Source organism: Maribacter antarcticus DSM 21422, from assembly GCF_000621125.1.
Taxonomy (GTDB): domain Bacteria; phylum Bacteroidota; class Bacteroidia; order Flavobacteriales; family Flavobacteriaceae; genus Maribacter; species Maribacter antarcticus.
Genome location: NZ_JHZC01000009.1, coordinates 1 through 16,951, shown reverse-complemented (window position 1 = coordinate 16,951; position 16,951 = coordinate 1). Strand labels below are relative to the sequence as shown.

Sequence of the window (16,951 nt, the reverse complement as noted above, 5' to 3'; positions counted from 1 at the left end):
CCTGTTTGAAAGATTGAAAATAGCTTTCTAATATTTTATCTCAAACTTAGTTTGCATAAGAGGCATTCAAAGATGGAATATCTCTTTATGTTATGTTTCGAAGGCCTCTATGATTTGCTCCAAATCATTTTCGTTTTACATATGATTGATACAATCATCCCTAAGGCTTTTTAATTTTTTGTGGCCCTAGTTTAGCACTGCGTTGATATTAAGTTTCATAGTATGGCTGGATGTTCGCAAACCGCTTCAAAGCCCCCACACCCAATGTCTGTTGTGCGAAGGCAGCAGTGGTGTCCCTATTTGATTTTTTTTAGGGTATGCCAGTTTAGATACTGTTGCAGGTATTTGGTGGACACGCCCAAAAACGTACTGCCAATCCACTTTTTTATCCTATTGTGTGTCGAGTTTACATGTTGCACATGGAATGCGGCTTTTACCCTTGGAAACATTTATGGGATGGAACGCCACTTCGGTGTCCTCGGCGAAGCCTTTATAGCTGGAGTGGGAATCATTGCACAAAATTGTGCCTCCCTTTTTTATGCGTTTGCCAATGGCATTTGCAATATCGGTCTTCCCAATCCGTCCAAGCGTGGCCATGCTCAAATCTATCCCAGAATTTATGTCCTAGGTTACGATGACAGCAACCTGATTATTGCTTATGCCCCTTTTGCTGGACTTGCCACTCCTTTTCCTTGGTTTTCAGTTTTTGACCTCCATACCCTTTTCAGACCTGAGGAAGAAAGTCTCATCACTTTCAGTGATACCGGTGAAGTCATCCCCGTCGTCCGCGCCCAGTGAGGCCAATATCTTGTGACGCCAGTCAAAGGCTGTCTTTTTGTTGATGCCCAATGCCGAGACAATTTTGTCAAGGCTCTTTTCTTTGACCATTAGCTTTAGGTAATCTGCAATTTTATCCTTCCTTTGAAGGCCGGCCACCCAAGTGCCAGTGTACTCAGTAAATCTCCTGTGGCAAGACTTGCACTTGTAGCGCTGCGCACCTTTGTCCCTACCAAAGCGAACATACTTAGGGTGAGCACAGTGCGGACAGGCACAGCCTTTGTTATCGAACTCGTGCCGGCATGAGACAATCGCAGACAGGTCAATTTTTTTGGTCGAATCTTCGATTCCCTTCAATAAACGCTCGCGCTGCGCAACTGGCAGTGAGAGTATTTGTTCGGTAAGCTTTTTTGTTTCTATAAACTCAATATACAAATAATAGCTTGTTTAAACGAGAGCCATTTCTTTTTGCCAATCGGTCAAGAGCCTTGTAGTTCTATAGATTAGCCACTTGAAAGTAAAATGGATTTTACCGTCATAACCTATATAAATAAACCAAAATCTGAAATTGTTGGCGTGCACATAATTAGAAAATAAATAGCTCACACAATTATATTCTCGTTTAGGCCTGAAAAAAATTAGATTTTATTTTTTTAAGATTGTTTTACCTAGATTAAGCTTGTATTTATATTTTTTGGAATTAAAAGGATATCGATATTTTCCCCCTGATATAGAGCGGGGTACCAGGTGTAAAATGAATCTCCTCAACGGAAGAGGTTTCATTGAACAGACGGCTTTCCGTAGCAAACTGTGTTTCGTTCCACGCGTTGTCAAAGAGGTTTTCCACAATAATACCGTATGTCCAGTTTTTATAATGGTAGTTTAGGTTGAAATCGGTAATAAAATATCCGTCCGCGGTAATCGAATTATCCTCGTTTGCCGGCCTGTCATCTATATATCGATAGGTTAATGCCCCTGAAAAGTTACCAAGGCCATCTATCAAGATACCTCCTGAAGATGTAATATCGGGAGCAAGGGGGATAAAATCCGCCCCGTCGGGTTCTTCAGTACTTCGTCCATAGGTATAATTGATGTCCCCGTAAAGGTATAACCAATCCAAGGCCTGATACCGTGCGCCAAATTCCGCTCCCAATCTTCTGGTCTTTCCACTGGGTTCTACGATGCCGGCATCGCCAACATAAACGAATTCCTGTTCTAGGAACAGTCCCCAAAGCGTAGCGTTCAAGGCCAATTTATTTATTGGTTTTATGATGGTGCCGAAATCTATACCATAGGCTGCCGGAAGGATATCTTCCCCATTGTTGGCGACTACCACTCGGGTGTCATTGGAATGGAAACCAATGCCGGACTTAAGAAAAAGCTGCCAATTTCTGTTTACCGAATAGATGGTGTTGAGTTTTGGGCTAAAGGCAACTTTGGATTCGCTTTGATTATCATAGGTTTCCGTAATCTTGTTTACATAATCGAAGTTGAAATAATCCAATCGTATAGAAGGATTGATAGTCCATTTGCCTGTTTTTAGCTCGGTGTTTAAGAAAGCATAGGTGTTTGTTTCATCAACATCGCCCAAAGAAATCCGGTTTAAGGTCGTTTGACGGTTCAAAGTGTTCGATAGTTCAATGTCGTCTGCATTATCGTATCTAAACCCGATTCCAGATTGATACTCGAACTGGGTATCGTCACCCAAAATCATGTTCTTCTGTTCAAATACACTCTCCGCGCCAACGATGATACGATTTTCCTTTTGCCTTATTTGATCAGCGTTAACAGGGTCTTTTAGAAAAAAAGTAAAATTGGAATAAAGCTCAAAATTGTACTGTGACAGGTACGCCTTAGTCTTAAAAAGCCTATTTTCATCAAGTACCTTGGTATGGTTTGCCAGAAAATTAGTTCTGTTCGTTTGGCCGCCCTCTGTATCGTCAATTGACCCGAACCTTCCAATGAGGCTTTGATCTACGGCACGTTGGGGAATCTGTCCGGAAGCATCCCAAGTACTTTGAAAATGAGATGCGGTAAGGTTCAGTTCTTGGTTGCCCGGTACATTGTAATTGTATCTCCCCATAACATTGATACGGTTAAAATTCTGTGGAGAATCGAACGGTCCATCGGTCAGATAAAGTTCGGAAGCGATATAGGCGTTGCTATTATCCGATTCCAATAGGTTGAACATTCCCAAAAGGCGGGAAGTATTAAATTGTCCGGTCTCGAAGGAGATCAAACTTTTATTCAAGGTTTTTCGCAAACGAAGGTCTACAAAGCCGGCGGTATTAAAATTCCCTTTATCCGCATAGTAGGGACCTTTGCCAAAACTTACGTTTTCTATGGTTTCGGGGATAACAAAATGCATATCGGCATATCCTTGACCGTGTGCGTGGCTTACCATGTTCACAGGCATACCGTCTACACTTATAGCCACATCCGTACCATGGTCAACATCAAAGCCTCGTAGGAAAATCTGTTCTGCCTTACCGCCACCGGCATGTTGGCCAATAATCAGTCCTGGCACTTTCCGTAGTATTTCCTGTGATGATTTTACGGGACTGGTCTTTACATCGACATCAACGATGCGGCTAAGTGCATTTACTTCCGCTACCACAATCACTTGATCTAGCGAAATGCTGGATTCTTCTAAGACCATATAAATTTTGGTATCCAAATTGTCTTGGGAAACGACTAAAAGTTCTTTTTTATATCCGATACGGGAAAAATAAACGGAGTCGTTCACAGCTGTATTGGTAAGGACAAAGGATCCTGTGGCATCGGTATGGTTATGCTGTCCTGTGTTTTGGCTAAATATGCCAACATTCTCTAGAGGTTGGTTTCCCTTGCCCACTAGGGTCCCTCTCAGGTTTTGGGCAATACTGGTATAGGTGATGAACATCAAAAATGCTGTATAAATATATTTCATCTGTTTAGTTTTTTGAATTTATCAATGGTTTCCCAAGTGGAAACGTTAGTTTAGAATGTATGCAGAAGAGATACGGCTTAATTAGTCACGACCAGCCCAAGATGTTGATTTGGAGCGCGAGAATACATTAGCCCTGTGCCTTATATAAAGTATGTATGTGCCGAGTTAACGTATCTGTCAAATGCGTCAAATGTAGTACTGTAATGGACCTATGTCAGGTCAACTTTTGGAGGTGGCGTCTTAACCTCCAGACCGATTTTATAATTTTTATCGGCATGGAAAAAAACATTGGATGCTACAACCATAAGCAACGATACTTCTTCTTTTGTGTTTTCTGGAAGGGTATGTTTATCTGGTTTTACTTCAATGGTCAGTTTTTGCTTTTTATCCCTGTTCTCATCACTAGTGAAATAAGCGCTTAATAACGAAAGTAGCCCATGGGTATGCGCATCTGTTTCCTTTTTTTCATGGTGATGGTCTTTTTCTTGAATAGTGCGGGAAGCTAGAAAGTCATGGTGATGGTACTCGCCGTGAATATCCTCAGCTTCCATATATTGTTTTTCTGAAACCAATTGGTGTGATATTTTATGAATAAGGTTGTAAACCTCATTTTGTACTGGGCTCAGCACATACGCAGAACACATCGCGATAATAAAAATTATAACGAAACCAGACTTTATACTTTCAAATTTTTTCAAATTATTGGATTAATTAGACCAAAACAATAAAATAGGCACTCTAAATCTACCTACGGAATTTTTCTAAAGAGGGTTTTATAAATATTACTTTATGCAGTATTTTAGATTGGTAAATACGAGTATTTGGAGTCTATTTAAAAGAAGGAGTCTGTAGTTAGTGTCAAATTTCAGTGACTTCTTATGTCATATGAAATTAAAAAAATGGAACATGGAGGTAAAGTAAAATCGAAATAGGGCACACGCTACTTTTGATTTGAAACAGTATCCCTTTTTTTGAGCCATTGTTCAGACTCTTTATAATGAGACAGATATTCATCAAAATAATCCCTAAGGCTTGTTATGGACTCTTGCCGTCCTTTGGAAAATGATTCTTTACGAAACTCGTCTGTTCGGCAAACCTTAACGGCAAGAAACGCTATGACAAGCAAAGAGATTGCCCAAATATAATAGTGCAGCCACAATCACCATTTGGATATCACGCTCGCCTTTGCCAAACGCTCCTTCAATGAACCAACGGATTCCTGAAGTTGCAAGGTCCTCTCTTTTTCCCGCTTCAAATATATTTCCAGCAGTTTCTTGATTTCGGAGGTATCGGAAAGTATCCTTATGTCCTCCACGTTCTTGGAGAGCCGTTGCAATTATTCCAATGCCTTGTAGAACCCGTCCAGTTCGTCCGTGAGCAGTTCCATTACCTCGTCCAGTTTCTTGTTGCAAGATTATTTGAAAAAAGTGTCGGAAAAAAATCGGGAAACTATCGAAAAAGCGCCAGAAACTGTACCTCCCGCACATATCTCCGCTCCTGCGCACGAGCTGAAGTGCGCAGAGAAACACCAACGAAACGCAAGGGACAGTCCGGAAGGCCCAGCCGGTGCATCCCAAAAAAAACTGTCTGCTCAGTAACAAGACGCACTATAACCCCCATGATTCGGATGCCTGTATATCGGTAAAGCCGGGCAAGGCCAGAAAGCTGAATTACCATAGCAGCATGGCGGTAGATATCGCAGAAGGGGTCATCTCTCATATCCAAGCTGACTTTGCTGACGGCAGGGAGCCAGTACCTGACCAATATCACCCTGCAGGTGCAGAGCCGTTTAAGGAAAAACGAGCTCATTATGACGGGTCTCCTCGCGGACGCAGGTTATTTCAATGGCGCCAACCACCATTTTCTCGAACAAAGGAAAGTTACCGGATGGATATCCGTTTTTGGGAAATATAAAACTAAAAGAGAAGGTTTTCCCTATACCAGGGAAAGGGACGAATATAGTTGTCCGATTAACAGGCCCCTGCCTTTCAAGGGATTATATACCAACCGTGATGGTAGCGTACTGAAAAACTACTAGGCAGCACCGAAAGACTACAAGGTCTGCCTCATGAAATCCCAAGGTGTGCCAAATACAAAATGTAAAAAATAATCAGAACTGTCTATGACGAACAATATTTGAGGGCCTACGGCTGACAACATAGCAAGAGGGGCAAACAAATGAAACAAATATGGCAAAGTACGGTGGAGCCCGTATTCGGTAGTTTGACCCTGTTCTACGGTCTAAGAAAAATAGGCGTACTGTGCAAGGCCGTTGCATATAAGGGCATGCTCATGGCTGCAATCGCCTTCAATCTAAAAAAGTACCTTAAGAAAGGGGGGAAGGAAACCTTCGCTTGATAATTTCGGGACGGTTATGGATGCCTTCCAAGGCTACCTGACCCTTTTTTACCAACAAAGCTAATCAAGACGGCCTCTCCTAAAGGCTCCGTAAAAACAGCCTACTTGATTCCATACTTTGTATATCAATTACGTATGAAAAGTACACATCCGTTTTAGTAGACTTTTAAGAAATTAGGATATAACATAAAATGTAGACCCTTTTAATCTATGCTTTAAGAATGAAGAACCTCTATTTATATTAAAAAAACAAAAAGTCCCATGGTAGGATGGGACTTTTTTAATTAAAACATAGCACTTCTTATGATTTAGTGCCTGTAATGGTCACATTCGCATTAATCTGTAGAGCAGATGTTACGTTAATGGCACCAAGATTCAATAGAGTAGTGGATTCTGCCTCCAAGAGGGCGTTAAAGGTAAAACTATCCTCGTCTTCATTATAAGAGACGAACACAAGCTCAAACTCGCCCTCTGCCAAGAAATTAAGGCTATATGAATTATTCAAACCACTCACTTCGGAACTGGTCACGGCATTGGCAAAAGTAACATTACTTTCTCCCTGACCTTGGGTCTCTACTTCGGTATCGAAGGTTCCTTTCTCGTAGGCATAAACCACAATCTTATCTGAGGTGTTACCAGCATCATTGGCCGTACCGGAAATCATCCCTGTTGTTTCTTCGTTTACCGCACGGATTCCCGCAGAAAGTTCAGTAGTAGATACAAATTCAAAATTGCTAGCTAGACCATTTTCTTCTTCCTTGATGGTCTTTCTCAGGTCAAAATCGATAATGATTTTGTTCGTATTGGACGCAAAGACTTCAAACGTATCGTTGATACTGATTGTACGTGCGGAAGCTTCCAATTGGTCTTTTTGGCCATCGGCCATTTCTACATAACATCCCGGACTGTTACCTGTGGCATCGGTTACATAGTCCAATTCGAGTTCGATATTAGAATAAGAACCTGCTTCCAGTTTAAGATTGCCCAAGGTTTCGGTCCGTCCGTTGACCAGAGCGGCCAGATTAAAAGTAGTCTTATTGAATCCCTCCAGCGATTTTCCATCCACTTTAACGCTGGAAACGGTTACGAAGACAGCCTCCACATTGGCGTTATCAATGGGGGCATCGGTAATATTGAAAGTAGTATCATACGATTCGGCTTCCATGTTTCCATCTTCGTTGTCATCTTTACTACAGGAAACGATAATGGATATTGAGTACAAAAAGACCGCTACTATTTTTAAATAATTTTTCATACTATTTATTTTCAAAGAATTTTTCATGCTATTTATTTTTAAAGAGTCATTCGTCTATACAACAAATGAAAAGGGCTTTACCCTCTAAAAAAAGTGTTAAGATTTTAAAAATAATGTTAAATCCCATGAGAAGAAAAGTTCAAGCCTGTGTCATACTTTTGCTTTATAGGGACTACGGCTGTTCTATAATATCAAAAGTAATACCTACGTTACTGGGTATGGGAAGGGTATTCTGTTCGCTACCCTACTTGCGGCCTTACACAAAAAAATTATATTTTTTGATTCTCTTCTTATTCTTCTAATCATACAATTTAGGTTGATAATTTTCGTTTTATGTGTAACTTCAAATTAGTTCGGGATTCCAAATTTTAAAATTATGAATATTAGAAATATAAAATTGATTGTACTGTTATTTGCGATCGTTTTATCTTGTTCAAAAGATTCAGAAAGTAACAGCACCGTCACGGAAGATGAGGATGGAAACCTTACTGAAATTGACACGTCTTCAAATAAAAAAAATGTTGGGGACTCTTCAAACGATCTTCTTTCATCCAATAGCTTTGAAAAGTTAATCATAGAAATATTATATGTAGGTGATTTGAATCCGACTTCCGCAACCATCGATAATTTTAAGGAATTTTTAGAAGCACATTTGAATAAACCTCAGGGAATCGAAATTATACAACGACAAATAGTCTCTCCGGAACAGGAGGTATATTCTATAAAGGATATAAAGGATATTGAAGATGCTAATCGACAAAAATTTAACAACCAAAAAACAATAGCAGTAAGTGGTATATTTATAGATGGAGAATACGATCAAAATACCGCCAATGGTTCTGTTTTGGGTGTCGCTTACCGCAATACTTCTTTTGTAATATTTGAGGAAACTATTAGAAATTTTAGTAGTCAGCCTTTGGCTCCTAGTTTAGCAACTTTGGAGTCTGTGGTACTGAGTCATGAGGCAGGACATTTGCTGGGTTTGGTAAACGCTGGTAGCGCTATGCAAACAGACCATCAGGATACTGAGCATGGAAGACACTGCACCCAAGAAGACTGTCTTATGTTTTGGACTGCAGAAACCGGGGAAGGTTTGCTTAATATGCTAACAGGAGGTTCTGTTCCTTCTTTAGATATTCTATGCGTAAATGATTTACAAGCAAATAGTGGAGAGTAGTGCGGTACTTAATATAAGTAATCATCCCCAACGCGATTAATCAAAAGATTGATTTAGCGATTAGCGTCGCGATGCTATTCTTTAGTTCTTGAAATAATCTCGTTAGTATTTACTGGGTTTACGATTTGAATATGGTAGACATCGATTATAGTGCTCAGCGAATTAGTTTTGAGCTGATTCTTATTTTTTCTACTTACTCCACCAAGCCTTTTTCGAAAGCTGCTGCGTCTTGGTAGATTTTTTTAATTCAGTTCTGTTCTGGGCTATTTCGGTTCTCTGTAATTCTAAAATATTTGTTTTTACATAACAATCGTAAATATGAATTATGGAAACACTAAACCTGAAAAAAGCGCATTCAATGCACTGAGAAGATTGTCAAAAGTCCTTCTATTTGACGAATTATCATGGCCCAGCAAAATTAAAACTATAGATAAAATCCAAATGCTAAAACCTAAATTATCATTTTGCTTAAAGGCCCAATATTTGATTTGTTCTCTTTCATGCTTAACTTTAAGTCACTCGGAACTATAGAATAATATCACCTACTATGTATTCCCTAGACAAACATTGGGTATTTAACTCCTTTTATGAAAATTTACCGACCGACCTCCCGGCTATTTTAAAGAATGATTCCTGTTCCATTTGTCGTTCTTTTAGTAGTTCCGATAATTCACCTTTTACAGAACTTTAATATTTATGGATATGCTCAAGAAAAGGAGATAGTGATTATATAAGAATTTTCTAAAAGTTTAAAATGTTACTCAAAAAGGAAAAGGCGATTTACCCACGATATTATGTAGAACCCTGTGTGCATCCTTCACAATAGTCCAACTAACTTCAAAATATGTGTATAGTTTGTAAAAATCACAAACTATACACATTAGAGTGATTTTATTTTTTTGTTCTTGACTGTAAAAAAAACCTCTAGTATTTACCAGAGGTTTCAGAGGTGATGGCACTAGGACTCGAACTTAGGACCGCCGGCTTATAAGGCATAGGATTAATGGTTTCTTATGAATTTAAAAATACTTAAAAGCTTAGTAAATCACTAGTTTATGTTTTTATGAATCTATATAACACCCTGTTTTGAGTGTAAATTTTTGTATCCTCAAAATATGAAAACGAATATTATCCTTTCGATTGATACAAGGCGTAAGCGGAAAGATAGGATGTACCCGATTATTTTAGATGGAGTCATCATCTTTAAACTATTACAATAGCAACAGGTTTTGCTGTTCCGCTGGAATATTGGAACGAAAAGAATCGTGAGATTTAAAGAACCTATACTGGAGTCTTATCTGTTGCCCGTTTAAAGAATCTCTTAACGAAAAAGAAAACCGACTTACAGGATGGTATCAATTCGTTGGAAGAGAATTCAAGTTTAGAAGTTCTAAGTATAACGGTTCTGAAAATATTCTGACCAAGTCTGGTAAACCAATTTTGTTTTTTGAGTATGCGCAACAGTAAATAGATCAGATGGAAGAGGTCAAGCGTTTTGGAAATGCTAGAGCATATAAAAGTGTAATTGACGCCCTAAAGAAATTTAACAGGAAGTAAATTCTTAAATTTGAGGAAATATCCTATGCTTATTTGAAGCGATTTAAAACGTCCCATTTTAAAAAAGGGAATAGCGTAAATGGATTGTCCATATATATATATATATGAGGACCATTAGAGCTGTTTATAACAAAGCAATTCAACAGGGAATCGTATCGGTGACTTATTAACCTTTCAAAAAATATAAGATAAAATCAAACGAATTCTTGATTTGGAATTAGAATAGGATAATCCATTATTTCATACCTGAAATTATTTTTCATACTAGTATTTAATGAATGGTATATCATTTATAGATATGGCTTATTTAAAGCTAGGTTCTATCGCACACGGTCGAATTTAATATTCGAGGTAAAAAACTGCAAGGCCATATGACATTAAAGTAACAAATGTCATCTATTTTAAACTACCATTTAAAAGGCAAGTCTAGGGGTGATTTTATTTACCCGATAATAGGAAGAGAGCATATTAATGATCAATTTCATGATGTACAACGGGAAAGAAAGCGATATAACAAACGCTTAAGGGAAATTGCTATACTTTGTGAAATCGAAGAACGCCTGACAAGCTATGTGAGCAGACATTCTATGGCAATAAATTTAATACTGGATGATGTGCCGATAAATGCACTAAGCAAAATGCTAGGGCATAGCAAGCTTCAAACAACCGAAATCTATATCAAAAACTTACCGACACATATCATGGATGAATATCAGGAATGATTGGAAATTTAGCGTTAAACTAAACTTTTATATTCTTGAAGCAGGGTTAAATGGCTATATCCTTAAAATAGCAACCACTACAAACGTTATATTTAATACCACTAGGTGTGAGAGTTTGAGTCTCTCCGCCTTTACAAAGGGAAAGCCGGCTTTTAGGAGTCGGCTTTTTTTTGGGGATAAAATACGGACAACAAATGATTTGTTTTTTGTTTAGTTAAATTTTATAGGAATAAACTATCTTAAACTAAAGCAGCCTATGGGTCGAGCCCAAGTTGGACCACGAAAAACTCCTATAAGTAATTGACTTATAGGGGTTTGATTTTAAAAAGGAGGCAACATTTAAAAAAATACACTAGACATACTTAAAGGATATTATAAAAAATACATTCTTCTTCTACAACAACGTTCTTTTAAAAGACCCTTTGCATAAGACTGTTTTTGTAATGAGTCCAAATTGCTCAATTGCAAAGTACATTTATACAATCGTTTAAATATACCTTCATACTACCTGAAAAGTTTAACGCTTTCCAAAAGGTGCATCACGTAAAGAGTTTAGAAAAAAAAAGTTTAAATAAGGGGGTGGGATTAAATGTACTCGTTAATTAAACTATAAAGGATGGATGGAGTGTTTTTTTGTGAGAAGTAGGTGTTTGTGTAAATAATAGTTCAAAGAGTGTAATTAAATGCCCTTTAATTTGAGCTTTAGTAAGGTGCTTGTGTATGATTAGTTGCGTAAGCACTAGGATAACAAAAAGGTACTGGGTGAAGGAATTACGGCAGAATTTCCGTGCTAATCATTAAACACTGTCTAGCAATTAATTATACTCGTCTTAAGTTTGTTTTCAATGGATATTACAGGAAATTGTTTTGCATTAACCTTAAGATATTTGATTTCTAGACCCTATAAACACTAATAATTTTTTTAAACCTTTATCAATATTCTTCTTGAAAATATTTTTTAATAAAACATAAATCAATATTTTTTTTAAAGGGGATTTTGCTTTTATGTAAACTTCTGCTGTTAGATTGCAAGAATTTGAAGTTAAAGGAGAAATAATGAAAAATTGATACAATTCATCAATAGCCTTGGGACTTGTTGTTAATTCTCCATAAACTAATTGTCCAGGTTTTACATCTTTAATAACGGTAATGAAATTTAAGCGTTTTTGATTAATTACACAGACATGCTCAGTGCCAATTCTTGTGACTTCGTTTAAATTATAGTCAAAACTATCTACACCATCAACCCAATATTTTCTATAAGAATAATTTGTAATATATTCCAACAGCTCTTTCGCTGAAACCGGAAATTGATTTTCAAAAATAAGCGAAGCTGGTTTATTAAAAAGTATCTTTCTTGCTTGCTGAAAGGGTTTTAATTTCAATTCTTTTTTAGCAATAACTGAAAATAGATAATCTAGCTGTTTACCATCATAGGTGTTATTTCCTTTTTTGAAATTATATAATTTTGTTTGATAAGAATCCGACAAATGAATATGATTTGTTAATTCTTTGCTGAGCAACACATAATTGTCGCTATTCACCGAATTTTTCATTAATCGATGTACTTCAATTACTTGATTTCCAAATGGTTTTCTATTTTTTTGAACATTTATAAATTGTAATTCCCCACAATGAGCAATAATTTTTAGTTCTAAATTTGGAGCTGTTGAACATGCGTTGCACGGACAAATTCTGTTTTTCTCTAATAACTTTAAATGACTATAAAAAGCTGAAAACATATGCTCTACTTGAGCTAATAATTTTTCTAATGAAGGAATTTCATTTTCTTTATAAAAAAAAAGGGCATCTCCTTCTATTTCGGCTAAAAGTAATTGTTCCGTATTCGCTTCAATCAATACTTCTAATAATTCGGAAATTACGTGTTGACTGTGCTCTACCTCTGTATTTTGGACGAATTTAGTAAAGCCTGAAATGTCTGGTAAAAAAAGTAACGATGAAGTCATGGATTCAATGTTGATTTTAGCTGCTGATACTAATTAATACTACAAAGGCAAAAAGGGGGTCTTCAAGATGTTTATATTTGATGTTGCTCACTTCGCAGTCATGTTCCGTTCCTTATCACAACCCCTTCTCTAATATACTATTTTCCTTTGATGGAGGTAGGATTCTAAATCTAAAAAGACTACTATAAAAGTCGATAATAAAGCGAAAAAATCCTTTTTACTTTAGTCTTTACTTGAAAGTACACTAATTTGATTTTCAGTAAAGTTCAATTAAACGTGTGTTTAAATATACTAGTTCAATTAAGTAGTAAATAGGTTTGTTTGAACTTTGGTAACGTGATTGTATAAGGTTAGCTGCGTCTTTAAAGCACTAAATTCAGTAAATAAAACACGAACCAAGAAAGTCTGTTTGGACTTTCGTAAGTATGTTATTTGCCAGCTATTAATTTTATACGGTGTTACCACACATGTTTATTTTTCACTTCCAAACCATTCCAAAATTTGGTAAAAACACTTCTTAATCGATTTGTCTAAAAATTGTCGGTAATCGGTCTTTTCATTTTACTGCTTTGATAACCAGAGCATAGAACATGTAATTACTTGTTTGGTAAATACCCATTCCAATATGATTTTCACTAACCGCAACCGTATGTTCCAAATCGGTGATTTTTAGCGTCACCTTAATCAAATAATTTAATTGTAGGTATACTAGTAACATCCGCATTAGTCCCGTTTAGATAGTCCAAACATTTGGTTAATTTCAGAAACCCTTAAAATGAAAAAAATTACCATATTGTTTAGATAATAATAACCTTCTAAAAGTGCCAAGTATTCTGTTCTCTCAATAGAAATATTTTCTCCTTTCACACGAAGTATTTTATCGCCATCTTCTCTTGTTTTATACTTCCATTAATGCAGCCTATGTTAAGTATGTCTTTTGAATGTTGATCTAACTTATATTACGAAGACTATGAAATAAGCAAGATACTTGTAACAGCTATAGTTTTAGTCATTAAGTTTTTCCTAAACGCTTCCGTATTCTACTCAAAGCTTCAGGAGTAATGCCTAAATAAGATGCAATCATATATTGAGGTATAGATTGTATCACTTTTGGTCTTTCTTTAATCAAATTAGTATACCGCTCTTCTGGAGTATTCAAAATAAAAGAAGCCGTAATATCGCATACTTTTATGTATAAACTTTCAGCTAGCAACTTTCCAAAATGAACAAAACCTGGAATGGCTTTGTACATAGTGTTAACAGCCTTTTTTTCAAAAAAAATAACCGTACTATCTTCAGTAGCCTGTAAATAAGTCAAAGACTTTTTTTCGGTTAAAAAACTTGCATAATCTGTACAAAACTCGCCTTCCAAGAAAAATTGTTTGCTGTATTCTTGACCATCAACCGAATAAAAACCTCTAAACGCGCCTTTATGTATAAAGGCAACAAAATCACAGACCTTTCCCTGTATTAAAATAAATTCATTTTTCGAAAAATGTTTTACTGTTGTCAACTCTTCAATAAGAAGAATATCCTTTTCTTCTAAGTTTACAAATTGTTTGAAAAATAAAATAACCTGTTCACGCATTAGTTGTAAAGTTTTTAAAATTGAAATCGATGACCAAAATGAGGGAAAAATTCAGCTTTATTTATTTGGCCAACGCTACTGGTAATTCTATTGTATTTCCTTATTAAAATAGTATCGCTGTTGGTGATATTTTGCAAGTCTATAAAATTTGTGAGCCGTTTTTTCTTGTTGCTATTCAACGTGCATCCCTATTTTAAATCTAATCTCATAGAGTCATCATATTGTTTGCTAAATGGATGTTCTGATGATGCTAACCCCCGTTCCGGTCATGTTAACCCTCTTTAGATTTTGGTCTCAAAAACATATACTTTGTGAAATTACAGTTTTTTTCTTTGACTTTTATCTTTGAGTTCTATCCGGTGCGATGTATGCGTGGTTTTAATGTTTCTATTTTATTTGTAATAATGGCCTCCCCTAATGTTATCGTGGTTGGGCATATCAATCTCCGGTTCGATGTTCTCATCTAGAGAGTCCCATCCGTTTTTAAGGATGCGTTCGATGATATTATAATTATATGCCCCCATAATCCAAAGCTCTTTTACAGGCATTTTCCAATCTGGTATTGCCTACTTTTATGGTCAGGAGCAATACCCCTAGACATGATTTATAGGATTGTTTGGGATGTTGTTTCTTATCCTGTATCTTGATGATATATTCCTTGCAGTTTGTTCCGATATGACCTGCTTAGGTAATGAACTTCTCCGAGTTCCATTCACTTATAAGCTGATGATGTGAGGGCATGTGTTCTTTGATTGTTGTGTAGGCCTATTTCTTCCTTTCCCTTGGGTGCGCTGCCAAGCGTTCGAGTTTATGGAATATCTCAACCAGACTATCCGAGTAGACAATCTTGATACGTTTTCCTATAGGTTAGTAGGGTACGCTATAGTACTGTTTGTTCTTGCTGAAGTAGATGTGACTGTTCTTATGTACTGTTCTCTTGGCGTATGATTTAATCTCGTACCTTTTTAAGGGTAAGGGCCTTAACTCTTGTTTTTCTACTTCCTCGAACAAAGAATATCGGGAGTACTCTCTTCCCCTAAAAGACAACTTGTTATGAGCATCCAAGAGCGGATGTATCGCCTTGTTAATGTGAGGTATACTATGGAATGTCTGGTGGCGCAATGGGGCAAAGACCTTTGTGTTAGATGATACGTACAGCATTCTCAACTATCGCCTTGTCTCTAGGCTTGTTTGCTCTGGTGGGCAATACGGCTGTTTCATAATACTCAGCAAAATCGGCAAAAGTCTCGTTTACCTTTGGTCCGTAACGACTGCTTTTGGTGACTGCTGTCTTAAGGTTGTCGGAGACTAAGGCATAGGGTAGACCGCCATAGAACCAAAGTGCATTTTCAACGCTCTGTACAAAATCTTCTTTCTTTTGGCTCGCACTAGCCCCTACATAGATATGTTGACTGCTACCCAGTGTGCATACAAATACTTAAAGGCTTTGTAGTTTGCCCGTATGACGGTCTACAATAGTGAGTTTCTTTCCTGTGTAATCAATGCACAGCTTCTCGCCTGCTTTATAGATAAGGTGCATAACGGTAGATACGTACGCGGTCCATTTGTTGTACCAATACTTGAACTGTGACACCTTAAAATCATCGGGATGTTTTACGTAGTATTCTTCTTAGAGTAGCTGTCTGGTTACTCCCGTTTTACGAAGCTCCTTATCAAAATAGGGAAAGTACTTTTCTAAGGTGAGCAGCTGTCTACTTCTAGGCTTCTGGTCTGATTTGAAGCGTTTGTACAGTTCTTCCAAGGTAATTGCAGAGACCTCGTAACTGCTAAACTGATAACGCTTGAAAAAGCTAAGATACTTTGTAATCGTATTACGCGATAATTCTAGCCTCGAACTTATTTGACGTTTGCTTACTTCCTCCCTATAAAGTTTAAAAATCTGTTTTACTTTTTACCACTAGAATCGACTTTTCTAGTGGTTCACTTTAATCTGGCGAGGGTGGTATACTATGACCGATTTTTGCATAACGCTTTTCTGGAGTATTCAAAATAAAAGAAGCTGTAATATCGCATACTCTTATTTTGCAAACTTAGCATTTGACTGAATATCGGCTGTCCAAAAAAAAATAGCACTTTTACCCGTAGTTAAATTTTTAATCAGAGATTAATTCTTCTGTAATACGAAAAAAGCCTCAATTATTGAGGCTTTTTTTATCTGACACTAATGTTACAAAGACCATAAAACAAGCAAGATACTTGTAGCAGCTATAGTTTTTGTTAGTCTTTGTATTTGTGCGTTTTTCCTAAACGCTTCCGTATTCTACTCAAAGCCTCAGGAGTAATACCTAAATAAGATGCAATCATATATTGAGGTATAGATTGTATCACTTTTGGTCTGTCTTTAATCAAATTAGTATACCGTTCTTTTGGGGTATTCAAAATAAAAGAAGCATTAATATCGCATACTTTTATGTATAAACTTTCAGCTAGCAACTTTCCGAAGTGCACAAAATTTGGAATGGCTTTGTACATAACATCAACATCCTTTTTTTCAAAAACAATAACCGTACTATCTTCAGTAGCCTGTAAATAAATCAAAGACTTTTTCTCGGTTAAAAAACTTGCATAATCTGTACAAAACCCACCTTCCAATAAAAATT

13 protein-coding genes and 2 pseudogenes are annotated in these 16,951 nt (G+C 36.8%); 5 read left to right on the top strand and 10 right to left on the bottom strand.

Annotated elements, in window-relative coordinates; all coding sequences use genetic code 11:
• Positions 1–191: 191 nt before the first annotated feature.
• The 4 genes and pseudogenes from Q360_RS25205 to Q360_RS27585 form a co-directional block, all read right to left on the bottom strand.
• Positions 192–1,197 (bottom strand): annotated as a pseudogene (locus Q360_RS25205) (IS1595 family transposase).
• A gap of 280 nt (positions 1,198–1,477) precedes the next feature.
• Entirely contained in the window at positions 1,478–3,706 is a 2,229-nt protein-coding gene (locus Q360_RS0110085) for a TonB-dependent receptor (RefSeq protein WP_027076983.1), read from the bottom strand.
• Positions 3,707–3,915: 209 nt separating this feature from the next.
• Entirely contained in the window at positions 3,916–4,404 is a 489-nt protein-coding gene (locus Q360_RS0110080) for a hypothetical protein (RefSeq protein WP_027076982.1), read from the bottom strand.
• 638 nt (positions 4,405–5,042) lie between these two features.
• Positions 5,043–5,093 carry a hypothetical protein gene (locus tag Q360_RS27585; protein WP_449405301.1) on the bottom strand — a complete coding sequence of 17 codons (51 nt, stop codon included), beginning with the start codon at positions 5,091–5,093 and terminating at the stop codon, positions 5,043–5,045.
• Positions 5,094–5,133: 40 nt separating this feature from the next.
• On the opposite strand from Q360_RS27585, the gene Q360_RS0110070 reads away from it, so the two are divergent.
• From Q360_RS0110070 to Q360_RS0110060, 3 genes and pseudogenes are all read left to right on the top strand, one after another.
• Positions 5,134–5,304, top strand: coding sequence for a hypothetical protein (locus tag Q360_RS0110070; protein WP_156950076.1), 171 nt, complete (start codon positions 5,134–5,136; stop codon positions 5,302–5,304).
• An 85-nt stretch (positions 5,305–5,389) separates the two neighbouring features.
• A complete protein-coding gene (locus Q360_RS26135) occupies positions 5,390–5,620 on the top strand; it encodes a hypothetical protein (protein WP_169734643.1) in 231 nt (76 codons plus the stop codon).
• A gap of 252 nt (positions 5,621–5,872) precedes the next feature.
• Positions 5,873–6,064, top strand: a pseudogene (locus tag Q360_RS0110060) (hypothetical protein); the annotation flags it as partial.
• A 301-nt stretch (positions 6,065–6,365) separates the two neighbouring features.
• On the opposite strand, the gene Q360_RS0110055 reads toward Q360_RS0110060, so the two are convergent.
• Positions 6,366–7,319 carry a DUF4382 domain-containing protein gene (locus Q360_RS0110055; protein ID WP_027076977.1) on the bottom strand — a complete coding sequence of 318 codons (954 nt, stop codon included), beginning with the start codon at positions 7,317–7,319 and terminating at the stop codon, positions 6,366–6,368.
• A 376-nt stretch (positions 7,320–7,695) separates the two neighbouring features.
• Between Q360_RS0110055 and Q360_RS0110050 the strand changes: the two genes are divergently transcribed.
• Positions 7,696–8,496, top strand: a complete 801-nt coding sequence (locus tag Q360_RS0110050) for a zinc metalloprotease (protein WP_027076976.1) — start codon at positions 7,696–7,698, stop codon at positions 8,494–8,496.
• Positions 8,497–10,442: 1,946 nt separating this feature from the next.
• Entirely contained in the window at positions 10,443–10,775 is a 333-nt protein-coding gene (locus Q360_RS0110045; RefSeq protein ID WP_027076975.1) for a tyrosine-type recombinase/integrase, read from the top strand.
• An 878-nt stretch (positions 10,776–11,653) separates the two neighbouring features.
• Here the strand turns inward: Q360_RS0110045 and Q360_RS22945 are convergent.
• The 5 genes from Q360_RS22945 to Q360_RS26125 all read right to left on the bottom strand — a co-directional run.
• Positions 11,654–12,742: a DUF2652 domain-containing protein gene (locus Q360_RS22945; protein WP_036195631.1), complete on the bottom strand. Its 1,089-nt coding sequence runs from the start codon at positions 12,740–12,742 to the stop codon at positions 11,654–11,656.
• 556 nt (positions 12,743–13,298) lie between these two features.
• Positions 13,299–13,466: a hypothetical protein gene (locus Q360_RS25765; protein WP_156950075.1), complete on the bottom strand. Its 168-nt coding sequence runs from the start codon at positions 13,464–13,466 to the stop codon at positions 13,299–13,301.
• Positions 13,467–13,754: 288 nt separating this feature from the next.
• Positions 13,755–14,330: a Crp/Fnr family transcriptional regulator gene (locus Q360_RS0110025; protein ID WP_027076973.1), complete on the bottom strand. Its 576-nt coding sequence runs from the start codon at positions 14,328–14,330 to the stop codon at positions 13,755–13,757.
• A 392-nt stretch (positions 14,331–14,722) separates the two neighbouring features.
• Complete coding sequence (locus Q360_RS26640) at positions 14,723–14,878, bottom strand: hypothetical protein (protein ID WP_156950074.1); 156 nt, start codon at positions 14,876–14,878, stop codon at positions 14,723–14,725.
• 1,690 nt (positions 14,879–16,568) lie between these two features.
• Positions 16,569–16,951: Crp/Fnr family transcriptional regulator (locus tag Q360_RS26125; RefSeq protein WP_027076972.1), on the bottom strand; the 383-nt coding region annotated here is incomplete at its 5' end.